This window comes from Burkholderia sp. B10 (assembly GCF_004368385.1).
Taxonomy (GTDB): domain Bacteria; phylum Pseudomonadota; class Gammaproteobacteria; order Burkholderiales; family Burkholderiaceae; genus Burkholderia; species Burkholderia vietnamiensis.
In genome coordinates this window covers 1-15,579 of the sequence record NZ_PQMX01000107.1, presented here as the reverse complement: position 1 = coordinate 15,579, position 15,579 = coordinate 1, and the positions used below count along the sequence as shown (strand labels likewise).

At 68.2% G+C, this 15,579-nt stretch carries 13 protein-coding genes; 6 read left to right on the top strand and 7 right to left on the bottom strand.

The window, feature by feature from the left end:
• Window positions 1-109 precede the first annotated feature (109 nt).
• Complete coding sequence (locus C3Y15_RS29410) at window positions 110-961, top strand: helix-turn-helix transcriptional regulator (RefSeq protein WP_059603030.1); 852 nt, start codon at window positions 110-112, stop codon at window positions 959-961.
• 226 nt (window positions 962-1,187) lie between these two features.
• On the opposite strand, the gene C3Y15_RS29405 is transcribed toward C3Y15_RS29410, so the two are convergent.
• The 6 genes from C3Y15_RS29405 to C3Y15_RS29380 are packed head-to-tail and all read right to left on the bottom strand — an operon-like array spanning window position 1,188 to window position 7,413.
• Window positions 1,188-2,399 (bottom strand): acyl-CoA dehydrogenase family protein, encoded by a 1,212-nt coding sequence (locus C3Y15_RS29405; protein WP_045577668.1) that lies wholly within the window; start codon window positions 2,397-2,399, stop codon window positions 1,188-1,190.
• On the bottom strand, window positions 2,396-3,253 hold the full coding sequence (locus C3Y15_RS29400; RefSeq protein ID WP_011880914.1) for a hypothetical protein: 858 nt from the start codon (window positions 3,251-3,253) through the stop codon (window positions 2,396-2,398). Before C3Y15_RS29400 ends, C3Y15_RS29405 begins: the two co-directional genes overlap by 4 nt.
• A 54-nt stretch (window positions 3,254-3,307) precedes the next feature.
• Window positions 3,308-3,964: a methionine ABC transporter permease gene (locus tag C3Y15_RS29395; protein ID WP_011880915.1), complete on the bottom strand. Its 657-nt coding sequence runs from the start codon at window positions 3,962-3,964 to the stop codon at window positions 3,308-3,310.
• Window positions 3,957-5,135: an ATP-binding cassette domain-containing protein gene (locus tag C3Y15_RS29390; RefSeq protein ID WP_045577667.1), complete on the bottom strand. Its 1,179-nt coding sequence runs from the start codon at window positions 5,133-5,135 to the stop codon at window positions 3,957-3,959. Before C3Y15_RS29390 ends, C3Y15_RS29395 begins: the two co-directional genes overlap by 8 nt.
• A gap of 18 nt (window positions 5,136-5,153) precedes the next feature.
• Window positions 5,154-6,572: an LLM class flavin-dependent oxidoreductase gene (locus C3Y15_RS29385; protein WP_059475134.1), complete on the bottom strand. Its 1,419-nt coding sequence runs from the start codon at window positions 6,570-6,572 to the stop codon at window positions 5,154-5,156.
• Window positions 6,573-6,582: 10 nt separating this feature from the next.
• Entirely contained in the window at window positions 6,583-7,413 is an 831-nt protein-coding gene (locus C3Y15_RS29380; RefSeq protein ID WP_011880918.1) for a MetQ/NlpA family ABC transporter substrate-binding protein, read from the bottom strand.
• A 431-nt stretch (window positions 7,414-7,844) separates the two neighbouring features.
• On the opposite strand from C3Y15_RS29380, the gene C3Y15_RS29375 reads away from it, so the two are divergent.
• From C3Y15_RS29375 to C3Y15_RS29355, 5 genes are all read left to right on the top strand, one after another.
• On the top strand, window positions 7,845-9,209 hold the full coding sequence (locus tag C3Y15_RS29375) for a 2-hydroxycarboxylate transporter family protein (RefSeq protein WP_034193352.1): 1,365 nt from the start codon (window positions 7,845-7,847) through the stop codon (window positions 9,207-9,209).
• A 185-nt stretch (window positions 9,210-9,394) separates the two neighbouring features.
• The gene (locus tag C3Y15_RS29370; RefSeq protein ID WP_069246412.1) at window positions 9,395-11,281 is read left to right on the top strand and encodes an ATP-binding protein; all 1,887 of its coding nucleotides are present in this window, start codon (window positions 9,395-9,397) and stop codon (window positions 11,279-11,281) included.
• Window positions 11,271-12,632: a sigma-54 dependent transcriptional regulator gene (locus tag C3Y15_RS29365; RefSeq protein WP_069246411.1), complete on the top strand. Its 1,362-nt coding sequence runs from the start codon at window positions 11,271-11,273 to the stop codon at window positions 12,630-12,632. The genes C3Y15_RS29370 and C3Y15_RS29365 overlap by 11 nt, the downstream gene beginning before the upstream one ends.
• Window positions 12,607-12,870 (top strand): DUF3579 domain-containing protein, encoded by a 264-nt coding sequence (locus tag C3Y15_RS29360; protein WP_224020110.1) that lies wholly within the window; start codon window positions 12,607-12,609, stop codon window positions 12,868-12,870. The genes C3Y15_RS29365 and C3Y15_RS29360 overlap by 26 nt, the downstream gene beginning before the upstream one ends.
• Before the next feature lie 263 nt (window positions 12,871-13,133).
• The gene (locus C3Y15_RS29355; protein WP_014724087.1) at window positions 13,134-13,985 is read left to right on the top strand and encodes an alpha/beta hydrolase; all 852 of its coding nucleotides are present in this window, start codon (window positions 13,134-13,136) and stop codon (window positions 13,983-13,985) included.
• Between the two features lie 792 nt (window positions 13,986-14,777).
• On the opposite strand, the gene C3Y15_RS29350 is transcribed toward C3Y15_RS29355, so the two are convergent.
• Entirely contained in the window at window positions 14,778-15,119 is a 342-nt protein-coding gene (locus C3Y15_RS29350) for an aegerolysin family protein (RefSeq protein ID WP_224020109.1), read from the bottom strand.
• Window positions 15,120-15,579: the final 460 nt, after the last annotated feature.

The window sequence follows — 15,579 nt, the reverse complement described above, 5'->3', positions numbered from 1 at the left end:
TTCGGGTGCCTCGCCTCCACCGCTCCGGCGCCCGCCGCGGCCCGCGTAGCCCCAACGCTTACCTCGCAGGTAATACCCGGCGCGTGCGGGATTGCCTATCATCGTCCCCATGAACTCGACCGCCGCCCTCCACTCGCTCCCGTCGTCCGCCGGCCGCGCGTCCGGCATCGGCCCGTTGCTGCGCACCTGGCGGCAACGCCGCCGCCTGAGCCAGATGGCGCTCGCGCTGGAAGCCGAGGTGTCCGCGCGGCACCTGAGCTTCGTCGAATCGGGCCGCGCGCAGCCGAGCCGCGACATGGTGCTGCATCTGGCCGAGCGCCTCGACGTCCCGCTGCGCGAACGCAATGCGCTGCTCGTCGCAGCCGGCTACGCGCCGCTGTTTCGCGAGCGACCATTCTCCGATCCGCAACTGGATGCCGCTCGGCATGCCGTCGAAGCCGTGCTGCGCGGCCACGAGCCGTATCCGGCGCTCGCGGTCGATCGCCACTGGATGCTGCTCGCCGCGAACCGGATGCTCGGCGCGCTCGTCGAGCAAGCCGATCCCGCGCTGCTGCAGCCGCCCGTCAACGTGTTACGGCTCAGCCTGCATCCGGACGGCCTCGCAGCGCAGATCGTCAACTGGCACGAATGGCGCGCGCACGTCCTGCATCGGCTGCAACGGCAGATCGACGCGAGCGGCGACCGCACGCTGCACACGCTGCGCGATGAACTGGCGGCGTATCCGGCGCCGGCCGGCCAGCCCGACGACGCGCAGCCGCGTACCGACTACGCGGACATCGCCGTCCCGCTGCGGCTGCGCACGGCAAGCGGCGGCGAGCTGACGTTCTTCAGCACGACGACGGTATTCGGCACGCCGGTCGACGTCACGCTGTCGGAGCTTGCGATCGAGGCGTTTTTCCCGGCGAACCCGCAGACGGCTGACGCGATGCGCGCACTGGCCGATACGCTGGCGGCGCAGTGAGCGGGCGGGCCGGCGCGGCTGTAGTCGCGCGGCGCGTCGGTCCCGACATGTGACACGGCGCATCTTGCGCGAACGTCGAGCGGCTGACTTAGTGTGCGGAACGGCCCGCGACAGCGATCACACACGGCGCCCGCGAATCGCGTAACGCATGTTCGTTCACGCGGTCGCGTCCCGGCTCGCCACCACGCCATCGACAACCGGCACACGCGAGCGTCCCCCACCGTCGTCACGTATAGAGCGACGCCTGCGGCAACTCACCGGTCAGCGCGAACTTCCCGACGTCGCGCAGCCGGTAGTCGAGCGGATCGTGCAGCGTATGCGTGCGCGCGTTGCGCCAGAATCTGTCGAGGCCGAGCGACGCAGCCGTCGCGCGCGCGCCGCACGCATCGAACAACGCCTCGCCGTTCGCGAGCGCCGCGCGTTGCGCGACGATCTTCGCGTTCGACACCGCGATCGCCACTTCCGCGCGCTGGTTCGCGCTCAACGCGTCGCGCAGCGTCCACGCGCGCTGCAGGTCGAGAGCCGCGCGATCCGCGAGCGACGCCGCCGCGACCGCCTGCACGTGCATCTCGCCGAAGCGTTGCAGCGTATAAGGATCGTCGCCCGCCTGCGCGACGCCCGCATGTATCCACGGCCGGCCGTGCGTCAGCACGTAATCGCGCGCCTCCGCGAGCGCACCTTGCGCGAGGCCGACGAACAGGTTCGTCAGCACCAGTTGCGACACCAGCGTGCGCAGCGTCGCGTGCGGCGTCGGCGGCGTTTCGGAGCGATGCAGCACCTCGTCCGGCGCGAGCCGCACGCCGTCGAACTGCACGCTGCCGCTATCCGTCTGCCGCTGGCCGATCGGGTCCCAGTCGTCGTTGACGGCGATTCCGTCGCGCGCAGTCGGCACCACGCCGAACACCGGGCGGCCGGTGGCCGGATCGTGCGCGGACACCGTCATCCGCTGCGAGCCGCGCGTGCCCGAACAGAAGCCCTTCACGCCGTCGAGCCGGTAGCCGCCGTCCGGCAACGCGGTTGCAGCGAGCCGCGTGTCGAGCGGATTGACGGCATTGCCCCACCACCAGCGATGCTCGACCGTGCCGCGCAGATAGCGCTCGCGCTGTGCCGCATTGCCCCACACGTCGACGCTCACCACCTGCAGCGCCTGGAACCCGACCAGATGCGCGAGCGCGCTGTCGACGCGCGCGATCCGCCGGATCGTGTCGTAGACGGCCGGCCATTCGGCCTCCTGCCCGCCGAATTCGCGCGGCACCGCGAGCGTCAGCACGCCCGCGTCGGCAAGCCGCTGCTTCGCATCGGCCGCATGACCGCCGGTGCGGTCGCGCGCGACGGCCGTCTCGCGCAGCGCATCGAGCGCGCGGTCGAGCGCCGCGTCGGCGTGGGCGCGCTCGTCGGTATCCGGCGCGAACGTCGCCGGGCCACGCGGATCGTTCATGCAACGGCTTCCGCAACGATGGTTTCGCGCGCAACGACGTCGCGTGACAGCGGCGTGAGCGCATCGAGCCGGCGCCCGGTCAGCCGCGCCAGGATTTCGCGCCGCCAGTCGTCGTAGATCGCGCGGTACTCGGCGATATCCGCGCCGAACACGTGCGCGGTATGCGCGTACTCGTCGTGCAGATAGCCGTCGAGGCGCGCCTGCGTTTCCTCGTCGGCTGCGATCACGCGGTCGATCAGCGCCTCGCGCTCGGCAGCCGGCAGCGCCGCCAGCTTGTCGAACCACCACTGCACGATCTGCACGCGATGCCACTCCTCGTCGGGCCGGATGCGGTTCTCGCCATGCTCGCGCATCGCGCCGTCGGCGATGCGGCCGGTCTTGCGCTGAATCCACAGCTTCGCGAGGATGTGCAGCTCGTAATGCCATTCGAACGCGAGGAAGCCCGCGACGTCGCGCACCGCGATGTCGCCGATGCGCGCCCAGTGCGCATCGACGAGCCGCGCAACCTCGGCCAGCGGATCGCGGCCGGTCAGCTCGGTCACGCGCTCGCGGCCGATCACCGCGTGCGCGCCGTCGTCGCCGAGCTGGCGCGACAGGATCAGCTGGAAATGCGGATCGTCGCGAAACAGCGTGTCGATCGCCTTCGCGACGACCTGCACGATGAACAGGTCGTGCGACGCCATCTTCGTGTAGTAGTCGGCCACGGCAGCCAGTTCGTCGTCGCCGTGCGGCTCGCGCGGCGGCGTCGCCAGCTTGTCGGGGAAGCCCGGACGATGGCGTCGCGCCACGTCGAGAAACAGCGCTTCCTCGAATTGTCCGTTCCAGTCGCGCGGTGCGCCGATGGGTAAGTTCATGGGTATCGTTCTCTCAGGGTCTTCAATGAAACGAGCGGACGCGCGCGGCGCCGCTCAGGTACGCCGGGCCACGCGCCGCACCAGGCGGTCGCCCGTGAATTGCACGGCCGAAACGAGTGCGATCAGGATCGCGATCACGGTCACCATGACCGTCGTGTCGAAGCGCTGATAGCCGTAGCGGATCGCGAGGTCGCCGAGCCCGCCCGCGCCGACGGCGCCCGCCATCGCGGTCGAGCCGATCAGCGCAACGACGGTGATCGTGAAGCCGCCGAGCATGCCGGGCAGCGCCTCCGGCAGCAGCACGTGCCACACGATGTGGCGGCGTTTCGCGCCCATCGCGAGCGCGGCCTCGATCAGCCCGCGATCGACTTCGCGCAGGCTCACTTCGGCGATCCGCGCGAAGAACGGAATCGCTGCGATCGACAGCGGCACGACGGCCGCCCACACGCCGATCGTCGTGCCGATCAGCACGCGCGTGAACGGCAGCAGCGCGACGAGCAGGATGATGAACGGCGTCGAGCGGAACACGTTGACGAGCGCGCCGAGCACCGCGTTAGCGGCGCGCCGTTCGTAGATGCCGCCGGGCGCGGTCGTCACCAGCACCACCGCGAGCGGAATGCCGGCCAGCGCCGCGATCGCGGCCGACGCGGCGACCATCGACAGCGTGTCGCGGATCGCGTCGAGCAGTTCGGGCCACCACAGCTCAAACATAGCCGAGCACCTCCGCGTGGTTCGCGTGCCGGCGCGCGCGTTCGAGCAACGCGGCGACCGTGCGCGGGCCGGCAGGCGGCTCGCCGGGTTCGGCCGCGCGCGGCTGCGCCGCGATCACGAGGCGCCCCTGTGCATGTCCCTGGATCCGCTCGATCCCGCCGTGCAGAAAGCGCACGGCGCCGCCGAGCGCGGCCGCGAGCGCGCCGAGATCCGGCTCGCCGGCGCTCTCGCCCGTATAGCGGATGTCGAGCACGATCTGCGCGCCGTCGGGCAACGCCGCGTCCTCGGGCAACGGCTGCACGCGCGCGGCGAGTTCGGCCGGCAGGTCGTGCACGAGCGTGCTGAGCAGCGCGCGCGTCGCGCCATGGCGCGGCTTGCCGAACACGCGCCACACCGCGCCCGTTTCGACCACCTCGCCCTGCTCGATCACCGCGACCGTGTCGCACACCGCTCGGATCACCTCCATCTCGTGCGTGATCAGCACGATCGTCAGGCCGAGACGGCGATTGATGTCGGCGAGCAGCGCGAGGATCGACTGCGTCGTTTCGGGATCGAGCGCCGACGTCGCCTCGTCGCACAGCAGCACCTCCGGATCGTGCACCAGCGCCCGTGCGATTCCGACGCGCTGCTTCTGGCCGCCCGACAGGCTCGCCGGATACGCGTCGCGCTTCGCGGCGAGCCCGACGAGTTCGAGCAGCGCATCGACCTTGCGCACGCGCTCAGCCTTCGGCACACCGGCGATCTTCAGCGGCAGCGCGACGTTCTCGAACACGGTTTTCGCGGACAGCAGGTTGAAATGCTGAAACACCATGCCGGTGCGGCGGCGCAGCGCGACGAGCCCGTCGTCGTCGAGCGTGCCGACCTCGACGCCGTGCACGCGCACGCTGCCCGAGCTCGCGCGTTCGAGGCCGTTCACGAGCCGCAGCAGCGTCGACTTGCCGGCGCCGCTGCGGCCGATGATGCCGAACACCTCGCCGCGTCGCACGTCGAGCGTCACGTCGCGCAGCGCGGCGGCGTGGCCGCGCGGCGTCGCGAACACCTTGCCGACGCGGTCGAACGAGACGGCCGCGGCGATTGCGCCCGCTTCGTCGGCGGCCGCTGCATGCGCGTTTGCGCTCGCGCGCGCCGCCGTCGCGTCGATGAATCCCGGCGGGTCGAACCATTGCGTCATCGCTTCGCTCCGTCACGTTCATGCATGCGCGGCTTCCGCCGCCGCCACCGCGGTGGCCGGCCGGTGCCGCGCGCCGGTGTGCCAGGCAGGCAGCCGCGCGCCGGCGCCGGCGCCGAACAGCTTCTCGCGCAGCGTCGGCGCGGGATCGTAGTCTTCCTTGTAGACGCCGCGGTTCTGCAACTCGGGCACGACCCAGTCGACGAAATCCACGAACGATTCGGGCATCACGGTGCGCGTCAGGTTGAAGCCGTCGATGCCCGTCTCGTCGATCCACGCCTGCAACTCGTCCGCGACCTGCGACGGCGCTCCGACGATCGGCGCGTAGCGTCCGCCGAGCGACATCTGCTCGAGCATGCGCCGCACGGTCCACGTGCCGCTCGTGCTCTTGCGCGAGATCGCGTCGACGGCCGACTGGATCGAATCGGTCTTCACATACGAGATCGGCTCGTCGAGGCCGTACTTCGCGAAGTCGATGCCGGTCGAGCTGGCGAAATGCGCGAGGCCCGCTTCCGCGCTCGCATAGCGCCGGTACTCGTCGAACTTCTCGCGCGCGAGCCGCTCGGTCTCGGCGGTCACGACGCTCACGCCGGCGAAAATCCGGATCGACGCCGGGTCGCGGCCCTGGCGTGCGGCGGCCGCGCGAATGTCGAGCACGGCCGCGCGCGCGGCCGCCTTGCTCTGGCCGTTCACGAACACGCATTCGGCGTGGCGCGCGGCAAACTCGACGCCGCGCGCCGACGAACCGGCCTGATACAGCACCGGCGTGCGCTGCAGCGACGGCTCGCTCAGATGGATCGCATCGACCGAATAGAACGGCCCGTCGTGCTTCACGCGCCGCACCTTGTCGGGCCGCGCGAACACGCGCGCGTGCGCATCGCGGATCACCGCGTCGTCGTCCCAGCTCTGCTCCCACAGCTTGTAGACGACCTCCATGTAATCGTCCGCGCGCTCGTAGCGATCATCGTGGCCGATCTGCTGCGCGAGGCCCATGCCGCGCGCGGCGCTGTCGAGATAGCCGGTCACGATGTTCCAGCCGACGCGCCCCTTCGTCAGGTGATCGAGCGTCGACATCCGGCGTGCGAACAGATAAGGCGGCTCGTAGGTCAGGTTCGCGGTCACGCCGAAGCCGAGATGCCGCGTGACCTGCGCCATCGCGGGCACGAGCAGCAGCGGATCGTTCACCGGCACCTGCACCGATTCGCGCAGCGCGGCGTCGGGGCCGCCGCCGTACACGTCGTAGACGCCGACGATGTCCGCCAGAAAGATCCCGTCGAACTTGCCGCGCTCGAGCGTCTGCGCGAGATCGGTCCAGTAGTCGAGATCGGTGTAATGCGCGGAGCGGTCGCGCGGATGGGTCCACAGCCCGTGATTGATGTGCCCGACGCAGTTCATGTTGAACGCGTTGAGCAGGATCTTCTTGCGGTTGGCGGTCGTCATGTCGTCTCCGTCACCAGGCGATCGCGTACAGCGAGCCGAACGCGTCGTCGAGCGCGCGGCGCACGGCCGGCGAGTGCTGATAGATCGCGATGAACTTGCGGATGCGCGGGTCGTTCACGCTGTCGGGCCGCACGACCCACTGGAGCGCGAAGCTCTTGTTCTCGGTGCCGTCGAACAGCAGCGCGCTGTTCGGGTCGGCCGTGCCGGCGAGCTTGATGAAGCTCGGGTAGCCCTGCGCGAGGTCGACGTCGTCGAGCGAGCGCGCGAGCTGCGACGCCTCGAGCGGGATGATCTTCAGATGCTTCGGGTTCGACACGATGTCGCGCGTGGTCGCGCGGTAGTCGACGCCGGGCTTCAGCGTGACGAGCCCCGCGCGCTGCAGCAGCAACAGGCCGCGCCCGCCGTTGACCGGGTCGTTGGCGATCGCGACGCGCGCGCCGTCCTTCAGTTCGTCGAAGCGCTTCACCTTCTTCGAATAGAGGCCGATCTTCATGATCGTGCCCGGCGCGATCGCGACGAAGTCGTATCCGCCCTGCTTCTTCGCGTTCTCGAGAAACGGGATGTGCTGGAAGTAGTTGACGTCGATGTCCTTGTTCGCGAGCGCCGCGTTCGGCGTATTCCAGTCGGTGAACTCGACGATCCGCACGTCGAGGCCCTGCGCCTTCGCCTCCTTCGCGGCGATCTTCAGCGCTTCGATCTGCGGGCTCGTGGAGAGGCCCACCTTCAGCGGCGCGGTGTCGGCGCGCGCGCCGTTGAGCAGCACGACGCCGAGCAGCGCGGCGGCCAGCACGCGAGCCGCGCGGCCGGGGGAAAAGCGGGCGGAAAAAACGGCATGCAGCATGGAAACCACTCTCCTGGGCAAAGACGGTAGCGACGGATGAGCGACGCCGCGGCGAACGCGCGGGCGTTCTCCGGAGGTGGTCGTCACATCGGAAAAGGATCAGCCGATGATAGAGAGCGGCGGATGGGCGGTCTACGAAGCGATTGTGCGAAGAAAATCGCGCGTGGCGATATGGCGCGATCGCGGTCCGCAAGCGCGGGGCCGCACGCACGAGCGCACGCCGCCGGCTGAAATCTCGGCCTGCGCGCGGCGCGAATTCCGAAATCTCGGCCACGCGAGCGCGGCCGAGATTTCAGCTGACGAAACGAATCCTTTGGAATCAACGGCTTGCGAAAAATCGGGCAGGCCGAATTTCTGGCACGACGGTTGCGTTACAGACGGCACACGATGCCGCGAAGCCATGCAGGCATTCCAACATCAGGAGACACGTCTTGCAGACCTCTATCCATACCCCATCGCATCCCGAGCCGGTTGCCCACGCCAGCCCCGCCACGCGCGAGCGCTTCTGGCCGCACGGCTGGTGGAAGCTGATGGAAATCCGCATCGGCATCATCCCGCTGCCGATCTACGTGATCCTGTTCGCGCTGATCGTCGGGTTCGTGGTGACCGGCAAGGTGCCCGGCGAAATCTCGATGGCGATCGCTGTGCTGGCGTTCTTCGGCTTCACATGCGCCGAGCTCGGCAAGCGGCTGCCGCTGTTGCGCAACATCGGCGCGGCCGCGATCTTCGCGACCTTCGTGCCGTCGGCGCTCACCTACTACCACGTGCTGCCGAAGCCGGTGCTGAACCTCACCGTCGAATTCACGAAGTCCACCAACTTCCTGTACCTGTTCATCGCGTCGATCATCGTCGGCAGCATCCTGAGCATGGACCGGCGCGTGCTGATCCAGGGCTTCGTGAAGATCTTCGTGCCGCTCGCGGCCGGCTCGATCGCGGCCGCGATCGTCGGCACGGCGGTCGGCACCGCGCTCGGCCTCGGCGCACGCCACACGCTGCTGTACATCGTCGTACCGATCATGGCGGGCGGCGTCGGCGAGGGCGCGATTCCGCTGTCGATCGGCTATTCGGAACTGATGCACCTGCCGCAGGGCGAGATGTTCGCGATGGTGCTGCCGTCGGTGATGCTCGGCAGCCTGACCGCGATCATCCTGTCGGGCGCGCTCGACATGCTCGGCAAGCGGCTGCCGCACCTGACCGGCAACGGCCGCCTGCAGGTCGGCGAAAGCGGCGACATGACGCCGGAGAACGAGGAGATCCGCGGCCACGTCGACGTCACGCACATCGCCGGCGCCGGCATCACCGCGATCACGCTGTACCTCGTCGGCCTGATGGCGCACAAGCTGTTCGGGCTGCCCGCGCCGGTCGCGATGCTGTTCCTCGCGGTGCTCGTGAAGCTCGCGCGCGCGGTGTCGCCGCCGCTGCAGGAAGGCGCGTTCGTCGTCTACAAGTTCTTCTCGACGGCCGTCACCTATCCGCTGCTGTTCGCGATCGGCGTCGCGATGACGCCGTGGGACAAGCTGACCGCCGCGTTCACGGTGGTCAACGTGATCACGATCGTGTCGACCGTCGCGACGCTGATGGGCACCGGTTTCGTGGTCGGCCGCCTGCTGAAGATGTACCCTATCGACACCGCAATCGTGAACGCCTGCCACAGCGGCCAGGGCGGCACCGGCGACGTCGCGATCCTGACCGCCGCGAACCGCATGCAGTTGATGCCGTTCGCGCAGATCGCGACGCGCATCGGCGGCGCGATCGTCGTGACCGTGACGCTGATCCTGGTCGCACACTTCGGATAACGCAGCGCTGCGCGCGCAAGCGCGCCGGCCGCTTCGCACGCGCCGCCGCCGGCGTTGCCGGTGCGCGGCGCGCGTCGTTTGGAAGTGTCGTTTCGAGGCGTCGTTTGGAAGCGGCCTGGCGGGGAGCCGGCAGCAAAGAGCCGGTAGCGGAGGACCGCTAACGGACGGCCGGTAGCGCGGCATCGATGAGGGCGAACGTGCAGAAGAGCTTCAAGGGTATCCCGTGGTGGGGCTGGGTGTCGGCCGCCGCGCTGTATGTCGGCGTGGCGGGCGCGGCCGTCGATTTCGCGTGGGAACGCGCGATCGACGCGCTGGAGGAAACCGGCGCGCACCGGCTCGACCTCTATGCATCGAGCCTGAAGAGCGAACTCGGCCGCTTCGAGATCCTGCCCGCGCTGGTCGCGCGCCAGGACGGCGTGCGCGCGCTGCTGAAGGCCGCGCCGCACGACGCGCCCACGCTCGTGCATGCGGTGAACACCTATCTCGAAGCCGTGAACCGCGACGCGGGCAGCGGCGCCGTCGACGTGATCGACCTGCGCGGCGAGGTGATCGCCGCGAGCAACTGGAACGAGACGATCAGCTTCGTCGGCACGAACGTGTCGTACCGGCCGTACTTCAAGGACGCGCTCGCGCGCGGCAGCGGCCGCTTCTTCGGGATCGGCACCAATACCGGCGTGCCGGGCGTCTACTTCGCCAGCGCGGTGCGCGACGACGGCGTGCCGATCGGCGTGGCGGCGGTGAAGATCAGCGTCGACCCGCTGGAATCCGCGTGGCGCGCGCCGGGCGTCGCCGCGATGGTGGTGGACGGCAACGGCGTGGTCGTGATCTCGACCGAGCCCGCATGGAAATTCGCCGCGCTGCGCCCGATCACCGCGCAGCAGCAGCGCGACATCCACGCGTCGCGCCAGTATGCGGGCCGCACGGTCGATGCGCTGCCGTACCGGCGCATCGGCGATCGCAGCGCGGCCGCGTGGTTCGGCACGTTTCCGGACCCGCGCCGCGCCGGCCGCAGCACGCGCTATCTGGTGATGTCGCGCCCCGCGCCGCAGGCCGGCGATTCGTTGATGGTGCTGCTCGATATCGCGGGCGCGCGCCGCCAGCAGCAGACGGCGTTCGTGTTCGTCACCGGCGCGTTCCTGATCGCGGCGCTGCTGGCCGGCTACGCGATCCAGCGCCGCCGGGCGATCATCGCGCGGCTGAACGCGCAGGACGCGCTGCGCCGCGCGAACGACCGGCTCGAGCTGACCGTCGCGCAGCGCACGGCCGCGCTGACGGCCGCGAACGAGCGGATGCAGCGCGAGATCGTCGAGCGCGAGCGCACCGAGCAGCGGCTGCGCGATTCGCAACAGGAAGTCGTGCACGCGGGCAAGCTCGCGGTGCTCGGGCAGATGGCGGCCGGCCTCACGCACGAGCTGAACCAGCCGCTCGTCGCGATCCGCACGCTGTGCGACAACGCGCGCACGTTCTTCGAGCGCGGCCAGCCGGCACCGGCGCTCGCGAACCTCGAACGGATCGGCAAGCTGGTCGACGGCATGGCCGTGCTCACCGGCGAGCTCAAGACCTTCGCGCGCAAGCCCGACGTCGAGCGCGTCGCCGTATCGCTGAACGAAGCCATCGCGCATGCGCGGCTGATCTACGAAGCGCGGATCCGCGACGAAGGCGTGCAGCTCGACGTGAACATCGCGCCGGGCACGACGGTGTCCGCCGAATCGAGCCAGTTGCAGCAGGTGATCGTGAACCTGCTCGGCAATGCGCTCGACGCCGTGCGCGACGCGCCGGTGCGGCGCATCGTCATCGAAGCGAGCGGGCCGGACGACGCCGGCCGCGTGCGCTTGACCGTGGCCGACAGCGGCGCCGGCATCGCGCCCGACGTGCTGCCGCACCTGTTCGAGCCGTTCGTCACGACCAAGCCGCGCGGCCAGGGGCTCGGGCTCGGCCTGGCGATCACGTCGCGCATCGTCGACGCGTTCGGCGCGCGGATCGCCGCGGCGAACCGCGACGAAGGCGGCGCGCAGTTCATCATCGAATTCGCGGCGGCGACGCCGCCACAAAGGACAGAGCATGGAACATGAGATCCGCGTGCTCGTCGTCGAGGACGACGAGAACGTGCGCATCGGCGTCGAGCAGGCCGTCGCGCTCGCCGGCTTCCCGGTCGACGCGTTCGCATCGGCCGCTGACGCGCTCGCGCACGTCGCGCCCGGCGCACCGGTCGTCATCGTGTCGGACGTGCGGATGCCCGGCATCGACGGGCTGCAGTTGCTCGAGCGCGTGATGGCCGTCGACGCGCAGATTCCGGTCGTGCTGATCAGCGGTCACGCCGACATTTCGACGGCCGTCGGCGCGATGCACGACGGCGCGTACGACTTCATCGAAAAGCCGTTCTCGTCGGACCTGATCGCCAGGCGCGTCGCGCGGGCCGTCGAGAAGCGCCGGCTCACGCTCGAGGTGCAGGGGCTGCGCGCCGCGCTCGACAACTGGCACGGGATCGACGCGTACGTGCTCGGCAAGTCGCCGGCGATGGCCGACGTGCGCAAGAAGATCCTGCGGCTCGCCGACACGTCGGTGTCGGTGCTGATCACCGGCGAGACGGGCACCGGCAAGGAACTGATCGCACGCAGCCTGCACGACTTCGGCGGACGGCGCGACGCGCATTTCGTCGCGCTGAACTGCGGCGGTCTGCCGGAGCAGGTGTTCGAGAGCGAGCTGTTCGGCCATGAGGCCGGCGCGTTCACCGGCGCGATCAAGAAGCGCATCGGCAAGATCGAGTGGGCGCACGGCGGCACGCTGTTCCTCGACGAGATCGAGACGATGCCGATCCCGCTGCAGATCAAGATGCTGCGCGTGCTGCAGGAGCGCGTGGTCGAGCGGCTCGGCGCGAACGAGCTGATTGCGGTCGACTGCCGCGTCGTCGCGGCATCGAAGGCCGACCTGACCGAGCTCGCTGCCGACGGGCGCTTCCGTGCGGACCTGCTATACCGGCTCAACGTCGCGCAGATCGAGCTGCCGCCGCTGCGCGAGCGGCGCGAGGACGTGCCGCTGCTGTTCGAGCATTTCGTGCTCGCGGCCGCGCGGCGTTTCGGGCAGCCGGCACCCGTCGTCAGCGCCGCGCAGGTATCCGAACTGATGACGCACGCGTGGCCCGGCAACGTGCGCGAGCTGCAGAACGTCGCCGATCGCTTCGTGCTCGGGCTGACCGGCGACAGCCTGCTGTCGTCCAGCGGGCCGCCCGCGGCCGGCAGCACGCTCGCCGAGCAGATGGCGTATTTCGAGCGGATGCTGATCGAAGACATGCTGCGGCGTCACAACGGCAACGTCGCGGACGCGAGCGTTGCGCTCGGGATGCCGAAGAAGACGCTCTATCACAAGCTGCGCAACCTGCGGATTCCCGCGCGCGGCGATGCGGCCGCCGACGGCGGGGAATGAGGCCGCGTATGCGGGCATGGATCGCGGCCGGATCGGCGGCGATCTGACGCGCGGTGTCACGCGCGACTGGTCCGAGTGGCTCGCGATGCCGGTGGTCGACGGCCGCGTCAAATGCCTGTTCGTCGCGGACGCGTTGCGCGTCATGTGCGCCGATGCATTCGACTTCGCGATGCCATTCGCTGCGGACAACGATCTACCTGGCGAGCTTCGGACCTTGGCCGCGCCCGCGGCGCGATAACGCGCGAACGACGTCGCGCGACCTTCATTTTGCGCAGCACGCGGTCGCGTCCGATGCGCGCCCGCGCGGCCGCACACGCTGGCTTTCAGCGCGGAATCAAACCGTCAGACGATTAAAGGCTGAAGTGCGTACCACGCTGCGACAAGGGTTTTCGGCGTTGTCATCAATAAAATTGATCGTGACGATGAAAATAATGCGTTTTTCTTGCAGGTCGCGGTGAGGCATAGTTGCGGCGTGATGACGCACCCATTGAGTTTTCAGTCATGAACATGCGAATCGAGCCTTCGGTGCTCGCCAACCCGGACCTGCAATTTGCGACGCTTTCGTCGGGCATCAGCCTGCCGTATGTCGAGCGGGGCAGCGGCGCGCCGATGGTGTTCGTGCACGGATCGTTGTGCGACTACCGCTACTGGGAGCCGCAACTCGCGTCGCTGTCGGCGCACTACCGCTGCATCGCGCCGAGCCTGAGCCACTACTGGCCGGCCGTCGAAGCGGGCATCCAGGACGAGTTCAGCTGGCAGAACCACGTCGACGAGCTGGCCGAATTCATCGACGCGCTCGATCTCGGCCCCGTTCATCTGGTCGGCCATTCACGCGGCGGCAGCGTCGCGTTCAACGTCGCGCGCCAGCATCCGCAGCTCGTCGACACGCTGACGCTCGCCGATCCCGGCGGCCCGCTGCAACAGCCGGGCGTGCGCGAAGCCGCATTGCCGGCCGCCGCGATCGCGCTGCGCACGCAAGCCGTGAAGCTGATCGGCGCAGGCAACGTGGAAGCCGGCCTCGAGATGTTCGTCGACTCGGTCAGCATGCCGGGTGCGTGGAACAAGAGCACGTCGCGCTTCCGCATGATGGCGATCGACAACGCGAGCACGCTGCCGAAGCAGCTGCAGGACCCGTTGCCCGCCTATTCGCAACACACGGCGTCGGATATCGCATGCCGCACGCTGCTGATCGACGGACAACGCAGCCCGAAGATGTTCCGCCACAACGTCGACACGCTGTCGCAGTGGATCGGCGCTGCGCAACGGCAGACCGTCGCCGGTGCGTCGCACGGGATGAATGCGGCGAGTCCCGCGGTGTTCAATCGGTACGTGCACGAGTTCGTCACGGCGTAAGGTGGGTGGGCGGTGTGTGTGCCGCCCGTTGAACGCGCTGTTGCCGAGGCGAACGATGTGCATGTCCGCATGCGATCGCTTCGGATCCCTTTGCGTTGTCGGCGGCAGCCTTTATGCGCGGCGCGCGCCGACGCCGCAAGCACGGCCGCACGGCCGCCGCGAAATCCAATCCAATCACGCTCCTGGTCCTTCCCTGACCGCCACACGCGTCAACGCGCGCGTGTGATCTTGCGCGGACGTTTGGTTAGCGGATGGGATGCGAACGAGGCTGATGGGGAAGATGTTTCACGCGGGAATGAGGCGCGGCGGTGATTGAGTAGGGGCGCGGATGGTTCTGCGCGGGTGCGTCCGTAGCGGCAGGCGTCGCCTTCGCTGCGTGACCGCTGACCTTCATGCACTGCCGGTGCGCGTGGCGGGACGCCACCGCGCCATTGGAAGTCGGCGGGCAGGACTGACCGTTAGTTGCGACGTGCAATGAAGGCCATGCGTGAAAACGTCAGCGGCAACGTCGTCGTCATGGCACCAGCAGTTGGCGGCATTGCGGAGCCGCATGACTCACCTGCCAGGCGGCGATCGAATTTTCCAGTAGCGTTCCCGCGGACGCGGGTTTCCAACGAACGATGGCTGACACGTTCCCGTTGCGAAGCAGCAGCCGTTCGAATGACAGCGCCGGGTATCAGGCGCGCGGCTGGAACCGACCGATCGCCAAGGGCGCGAGATCCGGCCAAGCCCTCAATACGTCCGTCGAGCACTCGCGCCCCATCGAGACGGGCGCGAGCGCCTCACACGGCGTCAGCCCTTCTTGATGTAGAAGTTGACGGTTGCGTTATCCCCGGAGCCACCGTCATAACCAACCTTATAACCCGCGGCACTAACGGTGATCGAGTATCCGTTATTTCCGACATAGGGGTTGTCCCAGTAAAGCCTGACGTTCTCGATACCGCCGCCGTCTGCAAATTGATATTGAAGCTGACCTTCCGTTCCCGTCATAAAACCGTCCGAATCGCTTTCCCATTGGCCAGTTTGGCCATCCGGGATTTTCTCCGGAGGATATGTCACCCATTCCCCGTGCAGCAGGTTGATCGACGCGGGATCCAGGAATAACGTGTTCCCCGAATTGTTTTGCAACTTCACGACAGTGCTTCGCGCAGACATATCGGTCTCCAAAATAAAGTTGATAGCGCATCACGGCGACTTAACGCGATCCCGATGCGCTTCAAACATAGGACACACCCATCCGCTTCGAAAGCTGACAGTTATAGCAGCGCAAATCAACTCAATAGTTCAATAGATTATTTTTTTATTTAAAACACAAACAAGCAGAAATCTAGAATCGCAAGGGTAGAAGCGAGCGTTACCAGAACTGCAACAGTTCAGCTATCCGAACGCTCCAGTCAATGCAGTGGCCGCCTAGTTACGCCATTACGGGCCGACTTGCTCGCGAGCCGCCCATTCAGCTTTTCGAGCCAGCGACATGGCCGATCGCGAGCGACGCCCCGCCAATCCCTCGTCGAACCACAAAAAAAACCGGCACACAGCCCTAAGCCTGCATACCGGGTTTCTTCACTTCAAGACTGGCGAGCGAACCCCACCC

What these genes read in the sequence shown, in the direction of transcription:
- C3Y15_RS29410 (WP_059603030.1), top strand. Translation starts at nt 110, where the DNA reads ATGAACTCGACCGCCGCCCTCCACTCGCTCCCGTCGTCCGCCGGCCGC.
- C3Y15_RS29405 (WP_045577668.1), bottom strand. Translation starts at nt 2,399, where the DNA reads ATGAACGATCCGCGTGGCCCGGCGACGTTCGCGCCGGATACCGACGAG.
- C3Y15_RS29400 (WP_011880914.1), bottom strand. Translation starts at nt 3,253, where the DNA reads ATGAACTTACCCATCGGCGCACCGCGCGACTGGAACGGACAATTCGAG.
- C3Y15_RS29395 (WP_011880915.1), bottom strand. Translation starts at nt 3,964, where the DNA reads ATGTTTGAGCTGTGGTGGCCCGAACTGCTCGACGCGATCCGCGACACG.
- C3Y15_RS29390 (WP_045577667.1), bottom strand. Translation starts at nt 5,135, where the DNA reads ATGACGCAATGGTTCGACCCGCCGGGATTCATCGACGCGACGGCGGCG.
- C3Y15_RS29385 (WP_059475134.1), bottom strand. Translation starts at nt 6,572, where the DNA reads ATGACGACCGCCAACCGCAAGAAGATCCTGCTCAACGCGTTCAACATG.
- C3Y15_RS29380 (WP_011880918.1), bottom strand. Translation starts at nt 7,413, where the DNA reads ATGCTGCATGCCGTTTTTTCCGCCCGCTTTTCCCCCGGCCGCGCGGCT.
- C3Y15_RS29370 (WP_069246412.1), top strand. Translation starts at nt 9,395, where the DNA reads ATGAGGGCGAACGTGCAGAAGAGCTTCAAGGGTATCCCGTGGTGGGGC.
- C3Y15_RS29365 (WP_069246411.1), top strand. Translation starts at nt 11,271, where the DNA reads ATGGAACATGAGATCCGCGTGCTCGTCGTCGAGGACGACGAGAACGTG.
- C3Y15_RS29360 (WP_224020110.1), top strand. Translation starts at nt 12,607, where the DNA reads ATGCGGCCGCCGACGGCGGGGAATGAGGCCGCGTATGCGGGCATGGAT.
- C3Y15_RS29355 (WP_014724087.1), top strand. Translation starts at nt 13,134, where the DNA reads ATGAACATGCGAATCGAGCCTTCGGTGCTCGCCAACCCGGACCTGCAA.